This window comes from Shewanella sp. HL-SH4, from assembly GCF_051164845.1.
In the GTDB taxonomy this organism is placed as follows: Bacteria; Pseudomonadota; Gammaproteobacteria; order Enterobacterales; family Shewanellaceae; genus Shewanella; species Shewanella glacialimarina.
The window spans coordinates 1821878-1843960 of sequence record NZ_CP195037.1 but is presented as its reverse complement, the minus strand read 5'-3'; the positions used below and the strand labels follow the sequence as shown (position 1 = coordinate 1843960).

At 41.8% G+C, this 22083-nt stretch carries 22 protein-coding genes; 15 read left to right on the top strand and 7 right to left on the bottom strand.

The window, feature by feature from the left end:
• Nucleotides 1–28 precede the first annotated feature (28 nt).
• A complete protein-coding gene (gene dut / locus ACRWQL_RS09010) occupies nucleotides 29–487 on the bottom strand; it encodes a dUTP diphosphatase (RefSeq protein ID WP_434953159.1) in 459 nt (152 codons plus the stop codon).
• Nucleotides 484–1677, bottom strand: a complete 1194-nt coding sequence (gene coaBC, locus ACRWQL_RS09005) for a bifunctional phosphopantothenoylcysteine decarboxylase/phosphopantothenate--cysteine ligase CoaBC (RefSeq protein WP_434953158.1) — start codon at nucleotides 1675–1677, stop codon at nucleotides 484–486. The genes dut and coaBC overlap by 4 nt, the downstream gene beginning before the upstream one ends.
• Before the next feature lie 151 nt (nucleotides 1678–1828).
• Between coaBC and radC the strand changes: the two genes are divergently transcribed.
• The 5 genes from radC to ACRWQL_RS08980 all read left to right on the top strand — a co-directional run bounded on the left by radC (nucleotide 1829) and on the right by ACRWQL_RS08980 (nucleotide 5308).
• Entirely contained in the window at nucleotides 1829–2506 is a 678-nt protein-coding gene (gene radC, locus ACRWQL_RS09000; protein WP_434953157.1) for a RadC family protein, read from the top strand.
• A 121-nt stretch (nucleotides 2507–2627) separates the two neighbouring features.
• Complete coding sequence (rpmB, locus tag ACRWQL_RS08995; RefSeq protein ID WP_235086910.1) at nucleotides 2628–2864, top strand: 50S ribosomal protein L28; 237 nt, start codon at nucleotides 2628–2630, stop codon at nucleotides 2862–2864.
• Nucleotides 2865–2870: 6 nt separating this feature from the next.
• A complete protein-coding gene (gene rpmG, locus ACRWQL_RS08990; protein ID WP_226411801.1) occupies nucleotides 2871–3044 on the top strand; it encodes a 50S ribosomal protein L33 in 174 nt (57 codons plus the stop codon).
• A gap of 267 nt (nucleotides 3045–3311) precedes the next feature.
• A complete protein-coding gene (argA, locus tag ACRWQL_RS08985; RefSeq protein ID WP_434927887.1) occupies nucleotides 3312–4631 on the top strand; it encodes an amino-acid N-acetyltransferase in 1320 nt (439 codons plus the stop codon).
• A gap of 137 nt (nucleotides 4632–4768) precedes the next feature.
• Entirely contained in the window at nucleotides 4769–5308 is a 540-nt protein-coding gene (locus tag ACRWQL_RS08980) for a PH domain-containing protein (protein WP_434953156.1), read from the top strand.
• A 31-nt stretch (nucleotides 5309–5339) separates the two neighbouring features.
• Here ACRWQL_RS08980 and rarD read toward each other — a convergent pair whose 3' ends face one another.
• Both rarD and ACRWQL_RS08970 read right to left on the bottom strand, forming a co-directional pair.
• A complete protein-coding gene (gene rarD, locus ACRWQL_RS08975) occupies nucleotides 5340–6242 on the bottom strand; it encodes an EamA family transporter RarD (protein WP_434927890.1) in 903 nt (300 codons plus the stop codon).
• A 115-nt stretch (nucleotides 6243–6357) separates the two neighbouring features.
• Nucleotides 6358–6822 (bottom strand): thioesterase family protein, encoded by a 465-nt coding sequence (locus ACRWQL_RS08970; protein ID WP_434927891.1) that lies wholly within the window; start codon nucleotides 6820–6822, stop codon nucleotides 6358–6360.
• Between the two features lie 167 nt (nucleotides 6823–6989).
• Here ACRWQL_RS08970 and recQ point away from each other — a divergent pair, with 167 nt between their 5' ends.
• Nucleotides 6990–8813, top strand: coding sequence for a DNA helicase RecQ (recQ, locus tag ACRWQL_RS08965; protein WP_434953154.1), 1824 nt, complete (start codon nucleotides 6990–6992; stop codon nucleotides 8811–8813).
• A gap of 99 nt (nucleotides 8814–8912) precedes the next feature.
• Here the strand turns inward: recQ and ACRWQL_RS08960 are convergent, their stop codons facing one another.
• Complete coding sequence (locus ACRWQL_RS08960) at nucleotides 8913–10634, bottom strand: hypothetical protein (RefSeq protein ID WP_434953153.1); 1722 nt, start codon at nucleotides 10632–10634, stop codon at nucleotides 8913–8915.
• Nucleotides 10635–11224: 590 nt separating this feature from the next.
• On the opposite strand from ACRWQL_RS08960, the gene leuA reads away from it, so the two are divergent.
• From leuA to ACRWQL_RS08930, 6 genes are all read left to right on the top strand, one after another.
• Nucleotides 11225–12793 carry a 2-isopropylmalate synthase gene (gene leuA, locus ACRWQL_RS08955; protein ID WP_434927894.1) on the top strand — a complete coding sequence of 523 codons (1569 nt, stop codon included), beginning with the start codon at nucleotides 11225–11227 and terminating at the stop codon, nucleotides 12791–12793.
• Nucleotides 12790–13884, top strand: a complete 1095-nt coding sequence (leuB, locus tag ACRWQL_RS08950; RefSeq protein ID WP_434939716.1) for a 3-isopropylmalate dehydrogenase — start codon at nucleotides 12790–12792, stop codon at nucleotides 13882–13884. Before leuA ends, leuB begins: the two co-directional genes overlap by 4 nt.
• The gene (gene leuC, locus ACRWQL_RS08945; RefSeq protein WP_434953152.1) at nucleotides 13884–15296 is read left to right on the top strand and encodes a 3-isopropylmalate dehydratase large subunit; all 1413 of its coding nucleotides are present in this window, start codon (nucleotides 13884–13886) and stop codon (nucleotides 15294–15296) included. Before leuB ends, leuC begins: the two co-directional genes overlap by 1 nt.
• Before the next feature lie 19 nt (nucleotides 15297–15315).
• Entirely contained in the window at nucleotides 15316–15921 is a 606-nt protein-coding gene (gene leuD, locus ACRWQL_RS08940; RefSeq protein WP_434927899.1) for a 3-isopropylmalate dehydratase small subunit, read from the top strand.
• Between the two features lie 227 nt (nucleotides 15922–16148).
• A complete protein-coding gene (locus ACRWQL_RS08935) occupies nucleotides 16149–17753 on the top strand; it encodes a diguanylate cyclase domain-containing protein (RefSeq protein ID WP_434953151.1) in 1605 nt (534 codons plus the stop codon).
• Between the two features lie 241 nt (nucleotides 17754–17994).
• Nucleotides 17995–18453, top strand: a complete 459-nt coding sequence (locus ACRWQL_RS08930) for an Lrp/AsnC family transcriptional regulator (RefSeq protein ID WP_434927903.1) — start codon at nucleotides 17995–17997, stop codon at nucleotides 18451–18453.
• 111 nt (nucleotides 18454–18564) lie between these two features.
• Here the strand turns inward: ACRWQL_RS08930 and ACRWQL_RS08925 are convergent, their stop codons facing one another.
• Nucleotides 18565–19233: a DUF2959 domain-containing protein gene (locus tag ACRWQL_RS08925; protein ID WP_434927904.1), complete on the bottom strand. Its 669-nt coding sequence runs from the start codon at nucleotides 19231–19233 to the stop codon at nucleotides 18565–18567.
• Nucleotides 19234–19265: 32 nt separating this feature from the next.
• Nucleotides 19266–19490: a hypothetical protein gene (locus ACRWQL_RS08920; RefSeq protein ID WP_226411773.1), complete on the bottom strand. Its 225-nt coding sequence runs from the start codon at nucleotides 19488–19490 to the stop codon at nucleotides 19266–19268.
• A gap of 104 nt (nucleotides 19491–19594) precedes the next feature.
• On the opposite strand from ACRWQL_RS08920, the gene ACRWQL_RS08915 reads away from it, so the two are divergent.
• The 3 genes from ACRWQL_RS08915 (at nucleotide 19595) to dtd (ending at nucleotide 22083) form a co-directional block, all read left to right on the top strand.
• A complete protein-coding gene (locus ACRWQL_RS08915; protein ID WP_434953150.1) occupies nucleotides 19595–20635 on the top strand; it encodes a virulence factor BrkB family protein in 1041 nt (346 codons plus the stop codon).
• Nucleotides 20632–21567 (top strand): alpha/beta fold hydrolase, encoded by a 936-nt coding sequence (locus tag ACRWQL_RS08910; protein ID WP_434953149.1) that lies wholly within the window; start codon nucleotides 20632–20634, stop codon nucleotides 21565–21567. The genes ACRWQL_RS08915 and ACRWQL_RS08910 overlap by 4 nt, the downstream gene beginning before the upstream one ends.
• Before the next feature lie 78 nt (nucleotides 21568–21645).
• A complete protein-coding gene (gene dtd, locus ACRWQL_RS08905) occupies nucleotides 21646–22083 on the top strand; it encodes a D-aminoacyl-tRNA deacylase (RefSeq protein ID WP_434927908.1) in 438 nt (145 codons plus the stop codon).

The following is a 22083-nucleotide window of genomic DNA, read 5'->3' as shown; positions in this document are numbered from 1 at the left end:
TTCCTTGACTCAGTGACTGCAAGTTGGGTTATTTGGTGCCAGAATGACCAAATCCACCTTCACCACGATCCGAGTGATTAAATTCATCTACTAGTGTAAATTGCGCCTGTACTATAGGTACAAATACCAGTTGTGCTAAACGATCGCCGATTTCTATCGTAAAAGATGTCGAGCCTCGATTCCAACAAGACACCATTAATGGACCTTGGTAATCAGAATCAATTAAACCGACTAAATTACCTAATACAATGCCGTGTTTATGACCTAATCCCGAGCGTGGCAATATGATTGCAGCAAGGCTTGGGTCAGCAACATGAATTGCTATACCTGTTGGAATTAATACGGTTTCACCCGCGGCAATTTCCATCGTGGTGTCTATCATCGCACGTAAGTCCATACCAGCGCTGCCAGGTGTGGTATAGGCGGGCAGTGGGAACTCACTACCAATACGTGAATCTAAAATTTTTAGTTCAATAGGTGTTTTCATGTTGTCGGTAATTGTTGATTGATTAAAGTCAGCAGTTGGCGCGCTAACGAGAGTTTATCTGTTGCGGGTAATGAGTGTTGCCCATCATGCCAAAATACCTGTAGTGCATTATTATCGGCATTAAAGCCTAGGCCTTGAATAGACACATCATTAGCGGCAATCATATCTAACTTTTTACGCTCAAGTTTACCGCGGGCATATTGTTCAATATTATTAGTTTCTGCCGCAAATCCAACGGTAAAGGGTTTATTGGCTAACGCTGCAACATTGGCGAGTATATCTGGGTTTTGCACCATAGACAGTTGCATTTTATCTGCCGACTTTTTCATTTTTTCAGTTGCGATGTCTGCAATTCGGTAATCCGCCACAGCGGCACAACCAATAAAAATATCTTGCTGGCTAATATTTGCCATAACCGCTGCTAGCATTTGCTCCGCTGATTCTATATCGATACGGCTGACATTGGCTGGGGTAGCCAAATTAACTGGACCACTAACAAGTGTGACTTGAGCACCCATTTCTGTCGCTGCTTGTGCTAAAGCAAAGCCCATTTTTCCCGAGCTATGGTTGGAAATATATCTTACAGGATCAATGGCTTCACGGGTGGGACCTGCTGTTAATAGCAATTTTTTACCCGCGAGCAGCTTTGGTGCAAAAAATTGAACCAATTGCTCTGCTATGGTTAATGGCTCAAGCATGCGTCCTGGGCCGACTTCACCGCAGGCCTGGCTGCCAGATGCTGGTCCCCAAAGGGTAAAGCCTTTTCTAGCTAGATTAGCGATATTTTCTTGTGTGGCGATATTTTGATACATTTGCTGATTCATTGCAGGGCAAATGATCACCGGTGCGCTAGTTGCTAGGCATGTGGTTGTCAGTAGGTCGTTTGCTATACCGGCATTAATGCGGGCAAGTAAGTTTGCTGTGCTAGGTGCAAGCAGTACAACATCAGCCCAGCGCGCTAATTCAATATGTCCCATAGCGGCTTCCGCAGCTGGGTCAAGTAAATCAGCCGCTACGGGATGACCTGATAAGGCCTGAATGGTTAAAGGAGTAATGAACTCCATCGCGCTTTGAGTCATGATAACTCGCACATCAGCGCCACGCTCTTTTAAGCGGCGAATAAGGTCGGCACTTTTATATGCCGCAATGCCACCGCCAATACCTAATAACACTTTCTTATCTGTCAGCATGGGTAAAAATTCGCTTCAAATCGTAATGCGGCTAACGATACCACAAAGCAATCAAAAGTGGGTGAAGATCCATTATCAAAATATTCGACCATACTATGATGGCAACAAATTATTTGAACAGATTTTATTCGATTAAAAACAAGGATTGTTTATGGGGATTAAAGATTGGCCGCAAGGCGAAGGACCGCGTGAAAAGCTATTACTCAATGGTGCAGGTCAATTAACGGATGCTGAATTATTAGCAGTAATATTACGTAATGGTTTGGCGGGACAAAATGCACTGGATTTATCACGTCAATTAATTACGCAATTTGGCGGTTTGCGTAAATTATTTTCAGCGTCCAAGCAGCAAATGTGTAAAGTTGCCGGTATTGGACCGGTAAAATATGCTCAATTACAGGCCGCGGCGGAGATTTCTAAGCGAATTGCACGAGAAAATCTACAAAAAGGCCAAATTTTGACAAATCCTGATTTAACTCGAGACTATTTAATGAGACAATTAGCAGACCGATCCTATGAAGTGTTCGCCTTACTATTGTTGGATAACCAACATAGAGTCATTCAATTTGTAGAATTATTCCGCGGCACTATTAATGCAGCCTCGGTTTACCCCCGTGAGGTGGTGAGCTTAGTGTTGGAAAAAAACGCCGCGGCTGTAATAGTATGCCACAACCATCCATCAGGCATTGCAGAGCCCAGCCAAGCTGATCGGCGAATAACTGAGCGAATAAAAATTGCATTAGAAACTATCGATGTTTCTTTGTTAGATCATATGGTTGTGGGTGATAAAGAGATAGTATCCTTCGCTGAGCGAGGATGGATGTGTTAATCACTACTTGATCTTATGTAGCTAATCGTGTATAAAATGCGCCCTCTTTGTGCCTCGGGCGACGGCCATACGAGGCACATTAATGCTCGAGCGTTAAAAATTTGTTTTGGAGAAGATTGACATGTCAAGAGTATGCCAAGTAACTGGCAAGAAGCCTATGGTTGGTAACAACCGTTCGCACGCTAAAAATTCGACTCGTCGTCGTTTTTTACCTAACCTACAAAACCACCGTTTTTGGTTAGAAGAAGAAAAACGCTTCGTGCAACTACGTGTATCTACTAAAGGTATCCGTATTATCGACAAAAGAGGCATTGAAGTTGTTGTTAAAGAACTTCGTGCTCGTGGCGAAAAGGTATAATAGAAAATGGCTAAATCTAAAGGTAATCGTGAGAAGATCAAATTAGTCTCTAGTGCTAAAACTGGTCACTTCTACACTACTGAAAAAAATAAGCGTAACATGCCTGAGAAAATGGAGATCATGAAATTTGATCCTGTTATCCGTCAGCACGTTATGTACAAAGAAGCTAAAATCAAGTAATTGATTTATGCCTCTTTTAAAAAGCCCCTTTATTGGGGCTTTTTTTATGTCTGCAATAAAGTAAGCTATACTAATGGCTTAAAGACTTTAACTAAATCGCCGTCCTATAGTTTTTACACTTGCTAACGAATTTTTATTTTCCCCTAAGTGATAATAAATGCTGTTCTAGTGAATTAAAATGCAATAGGATCGCATAAAATGTGATGTCTTAGGGGTGTCCTACATCACAATACAGAAACTTAATTATTTAATGAGGTGAATTTGCCTGTGAGAACTACAGAACTGGTTGATGGATTTCGTCATTCTGCTCCTTATGTTAACGCCCACCGCGGTAAAACGTTTGTGGTCATGTTAGGCGGGGAAGCGCTAGCGAATAATCACTTTCGCGGCATTTTGAATGATGTGGCGCTATTACATTCTCTCGGGATTAAAATTGTTCTTGTTTATGGTGCAAGGCCGCAAATAGATGCGGGCCTTCAGGCCGCGGGGATTGAGCCTGCTTACCATAATGGTGTGCGTATTACAGATGAAGATACCTTAAAGGTAATCAAACAAGTTGCCGGAGCCGTTCAGTTTGATATTACTGCGCGCTTATCCATGAGCCTTGGCAATACGCCAATGCAAAATGCACAAATCAACTTAGTCTGCGGTAATTTTGTGATTGCTCAGCCTTTAGGGGTCGACGATGGTGTTGATTTTTGTTTAAGCGGCAAAGTTCGCCGTATCGACACTCAAGGCTTAAAGCGCCAGTTAGAAAATAATTGTATAATTTTAATGGGACCAATAGCGGCTTCTGTTACGGGCGAAAGCTTTAATTTAACCGCAGAAGAAGTGGCAACCCAGGTTGCTGTAAAACTAAAAGCGGATAAAATTATTGGTTTTAGTGAAACCAATGGCCTGTCTGATGAAAATGGCAATGCGATTGCTGAACTGATGCCAAATCAAGCCATAGAGCATTTAGCCAAAATGGAACAAAATGGTTCAGCTTGTACCGGCATTACAGCGTTTGTTAAAGCCAGTATTGATGCTTGTCGTAATGGTGTACCACGTTGTCATTTAGTCAGTTATTTAGATGATGGTGCCTTACTTCAAGAACTGTTCTCCCGCGAAGGGATTGGTACCCAAATTGTCACAGAAAGCGCAGAGCGCTTACGCCGCGCAACTATTGGTGATATTGGTGGAGTATTGAATCTTATTCGTCCATTAGAAGAGCAAGGTATTTTAGTGCGTCGCTCACGTGAACAGTTAGAGATGGAAATCGAGCAATTTATGCTGATCGAACGCGATAACTTAGTTATTGGTTGTGCCGCGTTATATCCATTTGAAGAAGACAATGCCGGTGAGTTTGCCTGTTTAGTTGTTCATCCTGACTACCGAGATGCAGACCGAGGCAGCGTGTTGTTAAACAACATTATTGGTCAAGCGCGTGTTCGTGGTTATTCACGCCTATTTGCCTTAACAACGCGCAGTATTCACTGGTTTTTAGAGCATGGCTTCAACATTGTAGAAGTAGAAGCATTACCCGGTAAGAAAAAGCAGTTGTATAACTATCAACGTCGCTCAAAAATATTGGCACTAGATTTATAATCAAATAACCTAGTTGTCTCGTTAAATATGCCGGTCTGTCCGGCATTTTTTATGCCTGCCATTTATTAAATTGACATAATATGTCGTTACTGGCAGATTAAATTTATTATTATCTTTTTATCCAGTGGAATACCTTTATGGACATTATTTCTCTTAGTGCTTTAGGGCCGTCAGCGCTATATAGCCTGATAGGTTTGTTAGCAGGACTGCTTGTTATTGCCGTTATAGTATTGCGTAAACCTATGCCTAAAAATGCTAAGTATGCCTCTATGGGGATCTTATTGGCTGTGTTTGGGGTATTTGTATTAACCTTATATCAGTCATATAACAGTGAGCTAAAATGGGATGATACGGGCGTATCACTTAATTTACCGTTATATAGCCAAGATTTTACCGCGAGTGACATTGATTGGAAGGCTTCGTACATCGCTGATTTAGCGATTCAAACCCAATTGCAGCCTAAATGGCGTATCAATGGATTAGGATTGCCTGGTTACGCTTTAGGCTGGTTTAAATTACAAAATGGCAATAAGGCCTTACTGTCAGTTGTTGCTGCGGAAAATGGCACAAAAAAAGTGGTAATAGTGCCTATTATCGATAAAGATTATGTGATCATGATTAGCGTGGAGCAGCCAGATACTGCACTGGCTTTGCTCCATACTCAACTAACCCATTAAATGAGTGCTTGTGGGGACTTGATGAGGTTAATTATACCTTGGCTGTATTAATGCGTTTTTGACGTTGTGCTAACATGTCACCGACAAATACCACAAGCGCTAACCAAATGAATCCAAACGTTAGGCCTTTTTCCATATCAAAAGGTTCATTAAACAGCTTGATAGCCAAAATGAACATAATACTGGGGCCTATATATTGAAAGAAGCCTAGAATTGAAAATGGGATACGTACCGCGGCTCCCGCAAAGCAAAGTAATGGAATAGTGGTGACAATACCTGCTGCAATTAAGGTGAGATTCAAACTAAGGTTGTTAACTAGCATACTGGTAGCAGATGAATCTAGCGTCACTAATAAGTAACCTAAAGCGATGGGTAACAGCAATGCTGTTTCAACTAATAAGCCGGTTTTTGCATCGATATTGACTTTTTTACGCAGTAAGCCATAGAAACCAAAACTGGCGGCTAATGCAAGCGATATAAGTGGAATAGATCCAAACGAAATTAACTGTAGTAACACCCCAATGAAGGCTAGGCTCACAGCAACCCACTGCAATTTACGTAATCTTTCCCCAAGAAATAACATGGCTAAAAATACATTAAATAATGGGTTAATGAAGTAACCTAAACTGGCATCTAGCATTCGGTCATTATTAATGGCCCAAATAAAGATTAACCAATTGGCGGCGATTAATATCGAGGTGAAAACTAATACCGCAACTTGTTTAGGTTGTTTAAGCACTAAGCGTAAACGTCCAAATCCGCCGATAAATTGCATTAATAGGATCATAAATACAAATGACCAAATCACTCGGTGCATCAAGATTTCAAGTGGAGACACTTGGATAAGTAATTTGAAGTAAAGCGGAGCAATTCCCCACATAGCGTAGGCGCACACAGCAAGTATAACGCCTTTGCGGTATTCTAAATCAGGCATAAGTTCACAGGAATTGTCAGGTAAATGAGCGGGAGATTGTAGGCCTGATAGTCGCCTGACTCAAGTAAACTTATTTATCTTATTAGATTGCTGCTGTAAAGATTCTGCCTCAAAATTAGCCCACCATATAGGTGCCCGTGCCGAAGGCAATATGAGTGCCTTCCTCGTTATGTAATTCCATACGACAAACTGACACCCGATTACCTGAGCGAATAACACTGCCTGTGCCAGTGAAAACCTGACCTCTACCTGGGCGAAGATAATCAATGCGCATATCAATTGTACCTAAGGTGGTGAGGCGTTGTTGTAATTCTTCAATTTGCCAATTATCTCGACTGCCAACTAACCCTGCAAACACCGTCAAGCCACCCACAACGTCCAGTATTGTTGCTGTTACTCCGCCATGAAGAATGTTTTGATGAATATTGCCAATTAATTCAGGTTTCATCTTAATGGCCACTTCTACGCCCTGAATATCGTAACGTATGATGTCTAACCCTAATAGATTATGAAACGGGACATGCTTATCGAAAATCTCTGCAACCTGCTGTAACACTTGAGCTTGAATGGGTGTTGTCATGTTCGTCCTTGCTTTCTATTAAACGTAGAGTATTTAATCTAGCGCTAATTCTAATCATTTGATAGAGGTGAATGTGGTTTAAGCCAAGACATCTGTGCATGGGTGCTTTAGAATAGTCGACTCATTTTGTTCCGTTCAACTAATTATGGATAAACCATTTTCCGCTAATGACATCACAACCCGTTCAATCTACTCATGCTGATTTATTAGCTGCTCAATTGCAGCAAGTCTTTGGTTATCGCGATTTTCGTGATGGGCAGCGTGAGGTTATTGAGCAAGCTTTATCCGGCAACGATACCTTGGTGATAATGCCAACCGGTGGTGGTAAAAGTATGTGTTATCAGTTACCAGCACTCGTTATGCCTGGGTTAACTATTGTGGTGTCACCGTTAATATCCTTGATGAAAGATCAAGTCGATAGCTTAAGGCAAAGTGGGGTTAGTGCGGCGTATTTAAATTCATCCTTACCACGGGAGCAAAGCGCCGCAATTTTGCGTCAGTTGCACCAGGGCGAAATAAAACTGCTTTACGTGTCTCCTGAACGGTTATTAAGACCGGACTTTATTGAGCGCATGCATGAGCTTACCATTTCATTATTTGCCGTTGATGAAGCGCATTGTATTAGTCAATGGGGTCATGATTTTCGACCTGAATATGCCGCATTAGGTTCACTTAAACAGCATTTCCCCCACATTCCATTAATGGCATTAACGGCCACAGCAGACCATGCTACCCGTCAGAGTATTTGTGAGCGTTTGCATATTCAGCCCTATACTCTATTAGCCAGTTTTGATCGTCCAAACATTCGCTATACCGTAGCGGAAAAACTCAATGCAGCGAATCAATTACGCCAATACCTCCAAGTTCAAAATGGCGCCAGTGGGATTATTTATTGCAGCAGTCGACGCCGCGTTGATGAAGTGTCTGAGCGCTTACGCTTACAAGGTTTTAATGCGCAAGGTTACCATGCGGGCATGAGTCAGGATGACAGAGCGGATATACAGGATAAATTTTTAAAAGACCAAGTCGACATAGTCGTTGCGACGGTGGCATTTGGTATGGGGATCAATAAATCGAATGTGCGATTTGTGGTGCATTATGATATTCCTAAAAGTATTGAATCCTATTATCAAGAAACTGGCAGAGCCGGTCGAGATGGGTTAGAAGCCGAAGCCTATATGTTATTTGACCCCGCCGATATCGGCAGGGTTAGACACTTGATTGAACAATCTGAACCGGGTCCACAGCAACAGGTTGAGTTTCATAAGTTACATACCATGGCAGCGTTTGCTGAAGCGCAAACTTGCCGTCGTCAGGTACTACTGCATTATTTTGATGAGAGTGCCTCTGAACCCTGTGGTAACTGTGATATTTGTCTTGACCCCCCTAAACGATACAACGGTACTGAAGATGCGCAAAAAGTGCTTTCCTGTGTATTTCGATTACAACAACGCTTTGGCATGCATCATATTATTGATGTGCTAAGAGGTTCTAAAGCTGCCAATGTGATGGATAGGGGTCACGACAAGCTGACAACCTGGGGAATTGGTGCAGATAAGTCCGCCGAACATTGGTTAAGTGTACTTAGGCAATTGATTCATCTTGGCTTAGCGAGTCAAGACATTACCCGTGGCTCCAGTATTCGCTTAAATCCCGCCGCCCGACCGATTTTAAAAGCCGAAATGGCATTGATGTTGGCTGAACCACGTATTCAGCTATTAGATGTGAAACGTAAGCCTAATACCCGCTCAGTGCAGCAATATGATCGTAAGCTGTTTGCACGCTTAAAACTATTACGGCGCGAACTTGCTGAACAACACGATATACCGCCTTATTTAGTGTTTAATGATGCAACGCTAGCTGAAATGTCTGCCATGTTACCCACAAGTCCAGGTGAAATGCTGGCTGTAAATGGCGTAGGTCAAATTAAACTAGACCGCTTCGGTGGTGAGTTTCTTGATGAGATCAGTGACTATTTAGCCAACAGCTAATGTCTCGGTTATCAGGCCATAAAATGCTGCTAAAGCAGCAAATGTTCAAGTTGAACCTCAAATAACAGCCATTACCTCTAATCCAGTTTGTTTAGTATTTTATTTACTACTTTGGTGCCACTTCTGTAAATTGCCTAGCTGATTTAATTCTGCACGTTTAATTAAGCTATCAAGGTTGTCCAGCTGCTGCAGGCTGGCAATGCCAAAGTTAACTTTAATTGATTGATATGGCTGAATAGTAATCGCAAGTTGATTAACTACTCTTGTAGCGCCTTCATCGGATGTGAAGGGCAGTAATACAGCTATTTGGTTGCTTTTTTGGCGCAAAATTTTATCTTGCTCTCGTAAGACTTGCTGCATTGCTCCTTGTACTATCGCAATATCCACATCACGCATATTGATGGTGTCCAGGAGCAACAATGTAAGCGGATTATGGCTCTGCTTCGCTAAGCTTAACATTGCATCTATTTGCTGTAATGGGTCGTCATTATTTCTTAAGTTGAGTTCAGTTTTAGGCTTGCGAGAGATGAAGAAAATAAACGATGCCAATAAAATAAAAATAGCTAAACTTAATAGCGCGATATTTTGTGCTTGAAAGGTTAACGATGATGGATCTATTTGTTGGGTAATATTTTCAATGGGTTCGCGATTAGCCTTGAGCTGCGCAATGCGTGTATTAGTCAGTTTTTCACTTGCCTTTTGACTTGCAGCATATTTAAGTTCTTGCTGATGGAACGCTAATTTATATTGATTGTTGCTGCTGTAATGTTGACTTAGAATTTGATGAAACTCTACTAGATCAAAAAATTGATTATTATCATTAGCTTGGGCAATATTTTGATCCATTAGCGATAACGCTTGCTGGTTTTTATCTTGAGCGAAATAAATCATTGCTAAAGTACGTTTAGCCCGCATTAATTTAATATTGTCATTAGTATTGATAAAATGCTTGATGCTTTTTTCAATAGCGGTTTCTGCTGAGAGTAAGTGACCCAGGTGCAGTTCGATATAAGCCGTTTGGGCATTAAAATTAGCTTGGTTATTTAAGTTATCTGGTTCAGATGACAGGGTTTTAGTTAACGCTAAATAGTGCTCTGCAGATTTTAAATCACCTGAAGAGATAGAAATTCGTGCCAAGTAAAACCCCACTGCGGTGGCAATCACACCATTAGCCTGATGTGAGGCTTGTGCTTCTTTTGCATAGGCTAATGCAGCTAATAAATCACCAGAAGAGTACATTAAATTACTCATTACTAGTGCCAAGTATGGTTCGGGCAGCATGTACCATGAAGGAGTTTGAGCTTTGGCAACAGGATATAAGTCTATGGCGACTTTGATATCTTCAGATGCTTGTGTGAAGGTTTCATTAGTATTATTTCTGGTACTTCTAGTCATTAAGCCCTGAACTAATGCTTGAGGCTGGTTATATAGCTGAGCTAATTTAATCGATTCCTCATTGACGAGTGCGGCCAGAATTTGTTCCCCCTCAAAATCCAATGCACTTGCTTCACAGGCCAGAAAATAGGGTTTGGCTAAATCTATACGCATTTTTTGAGCCATATCGACGCCAACTTTGGCTACTTTAATGGCTTGTGAATTTAAACCCAAATTAATCAGATTAAAACAACTTAACAAATGTAATCTCAAATAATGACGGTCAGAAAAAGGCGTTGCTTGATGCAAAGAATCAAGCTCATCAATCAGTTTTTTAGCCTGGGCTGGATACTGTGGTGACAGCCAATCGATGTAATCGAGCTTTTCTGTTTTCGTTTTAAGCTGATAATCAGCATGAGTTAGTGCGGGTGGATAAGTTGCAGCCAAAGCTGTGTTGCTGCTTAAGGATAATGCTGCAGTAATCAGTATCAGTGATCCTGTGATAAATAAGCAATACACACGTATAAACCGCTGCAACAAAAACATGATGACCTATAGGGACTGTTAAAAAGATGTCTGAGTAGTGTTGAGTATACCGATTTCACGCTAAATAATGCACAAAATTAGTGACTAAGTTAGAAGTGAAACAATGAGATAGCTCAATTTATAACGCTATTTATTCAATGATTATTCATTTTAATCGTCACTCATATTATTCAACTTAGTAAAAAGGGGGTTGACACTGAGGCGTTGCCAAGGTAATTATTAACCCAAGAGAAAATTTGATAACTGTAAAAATAGAATAGATATTTAAAAATTATGAATAACACTAACGTACTTCTAGGGCTCCTTCTCCTCATTCGCAGAAACTGCGCGGAGCCTGTTGTGCTGAATGTGAATTAATTTTCTCACCAATCACAAACCCCGCGCATGATGTCGCGGGGTTTTTTGTTTATACGCATTTGAAAATGTATTAATTACCGAGAAGCAATTGCCGATTTAGTTTAAAAAGCAAAGGCAAAAATGGAGTAAAGTCGATGTCTGATAGAGTCATAATTTTTGATACCACATTAAGAGATGGTGAGCAGGCTTTGGCGGCCAGTTTGACGGTGAAAGAAAAGCTTCAAATCGCATTAGCATTAGAACGTCTTGGCGTAGATGTAATGGAAGTAGGGTTTCCTATTTCATCACCGGGTGATTTCAAGTCGGTACAAACTATTGCCCAAACCATTAAAAACAGTCGTGTCTGTGCGCTAGCACGTGCCCTAGAAAAAGACATTGATGCAGCAGCTCAAGCCTTATCTGTGGCAGAGCAGTTCCGTATTCATACCTTTATTTCTACTTCAACAATTCATGTTGAAAGCAAATTAAAACGCAGCTTTGATGATGTGCTAGAAATGGCCGTTAACGCGGTTAAATATGCGCGTAAATTTACCGATGATGTTGAGTTTTCCTGTGAAGATGCCGGCCGTACACCGATTGATAATTTATGTCGTATGGTTGAAGCGGCAATTACTGCGGGTGCGCGCACCATTAATATCCCGGACACCGTCGGCTATACCATTCCAAGTGAATTCGGCGGCATTATTCAGACCTTGTTTAATCGCGTCCCTAATATCGATCAAGCGGTAATTTCAGTGCATTGCCACGACGACTTAGGATTGTCGGTTGCCAATTCGATTACCGCCGTTGAAATGGGGGCTCGTCAGATTGAGTGTACTATTAATGGTATTGGTGAGCGTGCAGGTAACTGTTCTCTTGAAGAAATCGCGATGATTTTATCGACTCGCAAAGGCTTATTAGATCTAGAATGTGGCATTAACGCCAAAGAGATTTATCGTACTTCAAGTTTGGTTAGCCAGTTATGTAATATGCCTATTCAGGCCAATAAAGCGATTGTTGGTGCGAATGCCTTTTCACATTCGTCAGGTATTCACCAGGATGGCATGTTAAAAGCCAAAAATACTTACGAAATTATGACCCCAGAAAGCATTGGCTTAAATCGTAATAATTTGAATATGACCTCGCGTTCAGGCCGTCATGTGATTAAGCATCGCATGGAAGAAATGGGTTATTTGACGACTGATTATGACATGGACAGTTTGTACGATCAGTTCTTAAAATTAGCCGATAAAAAAGGCCAAGTATTTGATTATGACCTTGAAGCCTTAGTGTTTATGGAATCACGAGCTCAAGATGATGATAACTATGAATTACAACACATGATGGTGCATTCAGATTCAACCGAAGGTGTGGCGACAGCCACTATTCGTATTATGGTTGATGGCGAGCAAAAAACGGAAGCTGCCACAGGTAACGGTCCAGTTGATGCCGCATATAACGCGATTGCCCGAGCAACTGGGCGTGAGATAAATATTACTAGCTATAAATTAGGTGCTAAAGGTGAAGGCCAAAACGCATTAGGGCAAGTGGATATTACCGCCAAATATAATGGCCAAAACTTCCACGGCGTTGGTTTGGCTACCGACGTAGTTGAGTCGTCAGCGCAAGCGTTAGTGCATGTGATGAACTTAACTTATCGTGCCGATAAAGTGGCTGATTTTAAACAACAGATTCATAAAGATAGGGAGTTAGGTGGCGTATGAGTTATCAAGTAGCAGTATTGTCGGGTGATGGCATCGGTCCAGAAGTGATGGCTGAAGCCCGTAAAGTGCTTGTCGAAGTCGAAGCACGCTTTAACCTCGATATTAAATACACCGAATATGATGTAGGCGGCATTGCGATTGATAATCATGGCTGCCCATTACCCGATGCCACATTAAAAGGCTGTGAAGCCGCCGATGCGATTTTATTTGGTAGCGTTGGTGGTCCAAAGTGGGAAAAACTACCGCCTAACGACCAACCTGAGCGCGGTGCATTATTACCGCTTCGTGGTCACTTTGAATTGTTTTGTAATCTACGTCCTGCAAAATTACACGATGGCTTAGAGCATATGTCACCATTACGTAGTGACATATCAGCCCGTGGTTTTGACGTGTTGTGCGTGCGTGAGCTAACCGGTGGCATTTACTTTGGTAAGCCAAAAGGGCGCCAGGGCGAAGGGGATGATGAAGAAGCATTTGACACTATGCGTTATAGCCGCCGCGAAATTAGCCGTATTGCCCGTATTGCATTTGAAGCGGCCCGCGGTCGCAAAAATAAAGTCACCTCGGTCGATAAAGCCAACGTGCTAGCGTGCTCGGTATTATGGCGTCAAGTGGTTGAAGAAGTTGCGATCGATTTCCCAGATGTTGAGCTGGAACATATCTATATTGATAATGCGACCATGCAATTGTTACGTCGCCCAAATGAGTTCGATGTGATGTTATGTTCAAACCTTTTTGGTGACATTATCTCTGATGAAATCGCCATGTTAACCGGTTCTATGGGCTTATTATCATCGGCCAGCATGAACAGCACAGGTTTTGGTTTGTTTGAACCCGCTGGTGGCAGTGCGCCTGATATTGCAGGGCTTGGTATTGCCAACCCAGTAGCGCAAATTTTATCTGCAGCATTAATGCTACGTCACAGCTTTAAAGAAGAAGCCGCGGCAACCGCCATTGAGCGTGCCGTAAGTAAAGCATTGTCGGCGGGCTATTTAACCGGCGAATTATTAACAGCAGAGAAGCGCGACCAAGCCAAATCGACTAAGCAAATGGGTGACTTCATCGCTAATGCTATTAAGGAAGGTGTCTAATGACGCAAACTAGCGCAAAAACATTGTACGAAAAAGTATGGGATGCACACATAGTCGCCAGCCCAGAAGCTGAGGCGCCAATTATTTATGTGGATCGTCATTTAGTGCATGAAGTGACATCACCGCAAGCGTTTAGTGGCTTAAAGGTTGCGGGGCGTAAATTACGCGCTCCAGAAAAAACTTTTGCCACCATGGATCACAATACTTCAACTAAAAGTGCCAGCCTTGATGCGCTAAGCCCAATGGCACGCATTCAAGTTGAAACTCTAGCGCAAAACTGTAAAGACTTTGGTGTGCGCTTATATGATATTCATCATCCCAACCAAGGTATTGTGCATGTAATGGGGCCTGAGTTAGGTATTACATTACCTGGCAGTGTTATTGTCTGTGGTGACTCGCATACTGCTACACATGGTGCGTTTGGCGCACTGGCATTTGGTATTGGTACCTCTGAAGTTGAGCATGTATTGGCGACACAAACCTTACGTCAATTAAAAGCCAAAACCATGCGAGTAGAAGTGCGTGGCAGTGTCACTGACGGCGTGACAGCTAAAGATATCGTATTAGCCATTATTGGTAAGCTTGGCATGGACGGTGGCACAGGTTATGTGGTCGAATTTTGTGGTGATGCAATTGCCGCATTATCAATGGAAGGTCGTATGACCTTATGTAATATGGCCATTGAAATGGGTGCTAAAGCTGGCATGGTAGCACCTGATCAAACTACTTTTGACTACTTAAAAGGGCGCGAATTTGCACCAAAAGGCCAAGATTGGGAGAAGGCGGTTGCCGCTTGGTCTGAATTGAAAACCGATTTAGATGCCCAGTTTGATGCGCAAGTAGTGCTAGAAGCGAAAGATATTGCGCCGCAGTTAACCTGGGGAACTAACCCTGGTCAAGTGGTTGCAATTGATGGCGTAGTACCTAATCCAGATGATGAGACCAATAGCACTGAGCGCAACAGTATCATTAAGGCATTAGAATATATCGGCCTGACATCGGGCACAAAAATGACCGATGTGACCATCAATAAAGTGTTTATTGGCTCGTGCACTAATTCGCGCATTGAAGATTTACGCTCCGCTGCTGCACATGCTAAAAATCGTAAAGTGGCGGCAGGTGTTGTGGCCATTGTGGTGCCGGGGTCGGGCCAAGTGAAGTTACAAGCAGAAGCTGAAGGCTTAGATAAAATATTTATTGAAGCCGGCTTTGAGTGGCGTTTACCGGGTTGTTCGATGTGTTTAGCAATGAATGATGACCGTTTAGAAGCCGGCGATCGCTGCGCATCAACCAGCAATCGTAACTTTGAAGGTCGTCAGGGCCGGGGTAGCCGTACTCACTTAGTGAGCCCGGCCATGGCCGCGGCAGCCGCAATAGCCGGTCATTTTGTTGATATTCGCAAACCTTACTAAACCGATAAAGGAGAGAAACATGCAAGCATTTACTGCCCATACCGGTTTAGCGGTAACCATTGATAGTGCCAATATTGATACCGACCAAATTATTCCAAAGCAATTTTTGTCTAAAGTGACCCGAGATGGTTTTGGGGTTCATTTATTTCACGATTGGCGTTATTTAGATGATGCAGGTGATCAACCTAATCCTGAGTTTGTGTTAAATCATCCTCGTTATAAAGGTGCCTCAATTTTACTCACCCAAGAAAATTTTGGCTGTGGATCAAGCCGTGAGCATGCTCCTTGGGCATTAGCGGATTTTGGTTTGCGGGTGATTATCGCGCCTAGTTTTGCTGATATTTTTTACGGCAACTCAATTAACAATGGTTTGTTACCGGTAAAATTAGCGGCTGATCAAGTGCAGCAATTAATGAATGAAGTTGCAGCAAAAGAAGGTGCTGAAATTACTGTCGATTTACAAGCGCTGCAAGTGACCTCACCAACAGGTGCTGTGTTTAGTTTTAGTCTTACTGAATCAGCACGCCATAAGTTACTCAATGGGTTAGATGCCATAGGATTAACCTTGTCGTTTGAGCAAAGCATCACCGATTATGAAGCTAATATTCCAGCTTGGTATGCATAAAACTTACCGCTAAAAGGTGGGTTAATTTTTTAAAAACCTTCTAGCAATAGAAGGTTTTTTTATTGGATACCATTTAATTACATTAAGTTTTCTTTATTGCGCAACTTTAAGCCCTTATTAAGCTTTGTTGCATTTTGTAGTGTTTGTGAATAAGGTGTTTCATTTTTGTGTTTGGCTAATGGACTTTTCGCTTACATGGAGCTGGGTTAAATGAGAGCAAGTTATTAATGAAACTATCTTTTAGATGCTCGTTATTATTAGTGATGGTGCTAGTCTCGCTAGTGCCGATTATTTCTATGGCAGTATGGTCGAATCATAATGTATTTGAAGATGAATATCGGACGGTAGAAGAAAAGCATTTACTACTAGCCAAAAATATTTCTCAGGCATTAGAGCGCTATGCCATTGATGCTTTAGCTATTTTTACTCGTGCTAGCGACTCTGTGGTATCACAAAGTCTAGCAACAGAATTTATTCAGTTGATGCAGGATGTCGATGTTATTTCATTAGGTGAATTTGATCAGCATGGCAAATTACAAGCAGTTATATTTGGCCCTGAAAACTCACAGCCTACCTCATTAACCTCGTCATTAAACCCATTTAATTTAATTGATATTAATCGTAGCCGCTTTACGCCAATCCATAAAAAAGGTGTTACTCAGCCGACCTTATATATGATCCGCCAAAGTGATGATAAACGCATATGGCTTGCTACTATGCACTCTAGCTATATCCAACAATTGCAGTCTGCAGTTAAGTTTGGTCAAGGTGGGCATGCTGCTATTGTTGATCAACAAGGTAATGTATTAGCCCATCCGAATAAGTTATGGCAACAAGAAAGTAAAGACATCAGCGCCATCAGTGTAGTGCAAAATATGATGATGGGTGGCTCAGGCGTTATGGCATTCTATTCTCCGGCAGTAAAGGCTGACATGATAGCCGGCTATACCGTGGTACCGAGCACAGGATGGGGGGTGATGATCCCTCAGCCAAAAAGTGAATTATTAGCCCGTGCAGATGAACAAGCCGGCATTATTTTAACGCTAGCAATTAGTGCCTTTATTGTTTGTGTTGTCATTTCGTGGTGGATTTCTGGGTTAATTACGCGTCCTATTGCGTTATTAATTGATACTACCAATGGTTTAACCTTTGCCCCTAACACCTTAAAAAAGCTGCCTTTATCGCGGTTAACAACCAAAGAGTTTGTGCAGCTTTTTGAAAGTTTTAACCATATGTCTGAAGAAATTAAAAAAAGTCGCTATGAGTTAGAGCGTCGCGTAGCTGATAGAACAGCAGATTTGGCACAAGCCCAGACAAAAGCGCTGCACTTGGCTAATCATGATATGGTCACAGGGTTACCTAACCGCATGGCGATTAGAGATATGATCCAAAACCTATTATCCGAAAAGCGTCACTTTTCATTATTATTTATCGATCTTGATGGTTTTAAGTTGATCAATGATAACTATGGGCATGGCATTGGTGACTTATTACTTAATGAGGTGGCTAAGAGGGTCAGCCGAGATCTGTTTCACGGTGATATTATTGCCCGCTACGGCGGCGATGAGTTTATTGTATTGTTGCCCAATAAAGACCAAGCGCAAACCGCTAACTTTGTTGCCAATAAAGTATTGGATATTATAAAGTTACCTTATGAATTAGAGGGGCATACTTTGTTTGTAGGTGCTTGTATTGGGGTGGCATTGTGTCATGGAGATGATGTGGATACAGATAGCTTGATTCACCGAGCAGATATTGCCATGTACAAAGCCAAGCATAATGGCAAAGATCAAATATCTATTGCGCAAGATGCTGTTTTTTGTGATAGCTAGCCAAACTTAACTCAATCAGTTAATGGTTCTACCTTAATTGATCCCGTCGTGGTGAATTTATCATCACCACCTTTAGTGCCGCTGGGCAAGTGGTTGGATTACATATTAGGCCCAATGCAGATTATGCGGCAAATAAATCTGAAGTGCGTTATTCTCAACCGCAAGTGGTGGGAGAGGCTCCTATAATTGTGGTTCAAGTTAATGGCTGTTAGAAACAGTTTTAAAGATAATAGGCTATACAATGGATAAAAAAGACTTAAAGTTACTTGATATTTTGCAGCATCAGGGCCGTATTTCTATAGCCGACTTAGCTGATAAAATGAATATGTCTGATACCCCTTGTTTACGTAGAGTGAAGAAGCTGGAACAAGATAAAGTGATTATCGGCTATCAAGCCCAGCTAGATCCGCAAAAACTCGATCTTAATATCAGTGCGTTTATCTATGTTCGATTGGCTGATTGCACCAGTATTAAAGCGGATAAGTTTGAATTAGAGATGACTAAGCTAAAGCAAGTGATGGAATGTGCTGTGATCACTGGTGAATATGATTACATGCTTAAAATTGTCGCGAAAGATTTGTTGAGTTTAGAATGTTTGATTAAACAAAATATCAATAACATTGATAATGTTGCTCAAGTTCATTCAACGGTGGTGTTAAAGCCGGTGTTTAGCCGCACTATGTTGCCGTTAGAGCAGTAGACATACATGACTAAAATGCCGTATTACTGCTAATAGTAATACGGCATTTTAGTCAGCGTCAGACAATAAGCAGCTGTTAAATAAAATTATATTATCCAGAGCTGAGGTTGTTTAGCTAGCTGTTTCCATTGATTTAATAAACGCATTAGATTCAGCAATCGACTTGTTCATCTCTTTAATCAAGCTTGAAATGTCAGTCTGTAGGCTGCTGAATTCGCCTTTAATTGCGCCAATAGCCTGCGCATTAAGGTTGTGTTTTAAATACAGCATATTATCTTTCATCGCAGTTAAAATGGGCGGCATTTTAGCTTCAGCTCTGCGCATACTTTTCACTAAAGAGTTGTATGAACGCTGAGTCTCTTTCAGTTTGCTAGTGCTGTTACGACGTAAACTGGCCTTGCTGATTTCATCTATTTCAGATTGCCATTCTTCAAATAATGCTTCAGCTACATCTTCTACTTTATCTATACGATTACTCACATCATCAGCGGCAGCCTGCGCTGACTCATATTCGTCTTTAGCTTTGTTATAGGCTTTTTCTAAATCGCCGCCATCAAATGCCAGTAAAGCCTGCATTTCAGCTAATGCAGAACTAAATTGCTCTTGCGCTTCTTCCTGTGACTCTTTTGCATCTTGCACTCGGTCGACCATAATATCACGCTTGTGATAGCCGACTTTTTCCATCGCGCCATAATAAGCACTTTGGCAACCACCTAATGAAAGGGTGCTTGCTGCTAACGTTAAAGCAAGTCCGATGTTAATTATTTTTGAGGTTTTCATTTGGTTTCTCTTATTGTTTCTCTTATTGATTGTTACGCAGCAGACTTAAACTTTGCAGCATCAATAATGGCCCATAAATGAAATATTGCGCCTATGATGGCGGGTACAATGAGTACCCCAAAAAAGTATCCAGTACCTACAATGCAAAAGAAAGCGATAGCAGCTAAAAATCGACCTTGTAATAATTGTCCCAGTCCAGGGAAAAATAAACTCGCGACAGCGGCTAATACATTGCCAGCAGATCCTTGTTGTGACATAAATTCGTTCCTTTGGTTTGCATCTCATTTGTTATAACATTGTACGAAGTTGAAAGGTGATTACAATGAATATCTTACCTATCGTTTGTTGAATAAGGATAAATATGGCCAGTCGTATCACTATGGCATCCCTAAAGAAGTTTTTTATTGGGAGTTGGGAATTCTTATTACATCTCAAGCATCGGCTTGATGAAGACCAAATTAATATTCGCGCCGGGCATTTAACCTATGTAACGTTATTATCACTGGTGCCTATGGTCGCGGTGACTATGTCGATGTTGTCGGCTTTTCCGGTGTTTGAGGGCATTAGAGAGCATATCGAAGGGTTTATGTATCAGAACTTTTTGCCCGCAGCCGGAGATACAGTACAAATTTATATTAATGAGTTTGTCAGTAATGCTTCTAAAGGGACCTTTGTAGGGATTATAGCCTTAGTCTTTGTTGCCATTATGCTGATTTCTGCCATTGATAAGTCGTTGAATAGTATTTGGCGGGTCACAGAAAAGCGCTCTTATGTGGTGTCTTTTTCTATGTATTGGATGGTGCTGACCTTAGGCCCGGTGCTAATGGGGGCCAGTATTGTGGCTTCTTCCTATCTTGCCTCTTTGGAGCTATTGAGCGATACCGAGCTTTCAGGTTTTTTACCCTGGCTTATGGCACAGTTACCGATGATATTTTCTGTTGCCTCTATTTTGCTGCTGTATATGGTTGTGCCCTATAAAAAAGTGCATTTTTTACATGCGCTTTTGGGCGCTATCGTGGCAGCGGTATTGTTTGAGGCAGGTAAAAAAGGTTTTGCTTTTTATGTTACTCAATTTCCTAGCTATGAGGCCATTTATGGTGCGCTAGCAGTTATCCCTATTTTGTTTGTTTGGGTTTATATCTCTTGGATTATAGTGTTATTGGGTGCGGTTATTACCGCTTCATTACCTGAGTATTTAGATCAGCATGTCGCTCAATTACTGCATCAAATGATCCCAGAGCTGGATGATAAGCCTGCTGCTGACAATAACTCCATCGTTCATTCAGTGGTTGAAAAAGATATTTTGGAAGCATCCGATGAAGATGAGAGTACGGCAACTCAGTCATCTCATTCAAATCAGTCATCGCAAACGACTGACAAAAAGATTAAGTCAACGTCTTGAGCTTAGCGTTTATTCGCCATGCAATGGTTGATGTTGGCGAGGGTGTCACGCTTTCGGTGTCGCAATATGGCCGCCTAGGCGCTAAACCTGTGCTGTATTTACATGGTGGCCCTGGTGCAGGTTGTCATGCCAGTGACGTGACTTTGTTTGAATACCTAGACTTACACGTATTTTTTATTGATCAACGAGGATGCGGCCGTTCAATTGGCGGTGAGTTAACCTCGAATACTTTACCGGCGTTAATAGCAGACATTGACTTAGTTCGACAATATTTTTCTATCGAAAAATGGGCCCTAGTGGGCGGTTCTTATGGGGCCACATTAGGGTGGTTATACAGTGGTATTCATCCTCATCGGGTGAGTGAGCAAGTTTATTGGGGCTTATTTTTAGCCAATACAGCGGCACGTGATTGGTTATATGGCCCTAATGGCGCGGCGCAATTTTTTATCGATGCTTATCAAGCATTCAAGTCTGTAGCAGATGCCCAAGCTGAAAGTGTTCAGATTGAAGATACTGAACAGTTATTATCTTCTTATGACGTACTGTTACATTCAACTGACCCGCAACAAAGACAGCAAGCCATCTGGGCATGGAATCAATGGGAGCAAACTTTAGCTTCGCCAGGGCTGCCCCGTGTGATGGGCACTGGGCCTGAGCTCACTTCAATAGCCCATATCGAACATTATCATGCCATGTGTCATTATTTTTCAGCCCCAGCGTTATTTGAGCAAATTACGGGACGAGTTTCGGCTAAAACCCATTTAATTCAAGGTGAGTTAGATTGGGTGTGTCCGGCTCATTTACTGACGGACTTCTTACAAAAGGCCCAACACCATTATTTAACGGTAGAGCATGTAAAGTCCGGATACCATAGTTTAAGTGATATGAAGATGCTGCGTGCAGTGATGCAAGGTATCGCAAGTATTTGTTAAACGATAACGAATATGAGTCAACGCAGAACAGCCAATTTATACCTGTTATAAGCCGTTTTTAAGGAGTGAAATTACATTATGATTGGACTGATACAAAGGGTTAAACACGCCAAAGTGACTGTGGCAGATGAAACAACTGGCGAGATTAATCAAGGCTTGTTGGTGTTGTTAGGTGTTGAGCGTGAAGATGATATTGATAAAATGCAAAAGTTGGCCACCAAGATCAGTAAGTATCGAGTGTTTAGCGATGAAAATGGCAAAATGAATTTGAATATATCCCAGGTTGGCGGCCAATTGCTGGTGGTTTCTCAGTTCACTTTGGCAGCAGATACTGGCAAAGGCTTACGTCCCAGTTTTTCTGGTGCGGCGACCCCTGAACAAGCCAATACGTTATATGAAGCTTTTGTCGCATACTGTGGTGAGCTTGGGCTTGACACTCAAACAGGACGTTTTGGTGCTGATATGCAAGTATCCTTGATTAACGATGGCCCAGTGACCTTCAGTTTACAGGTATAA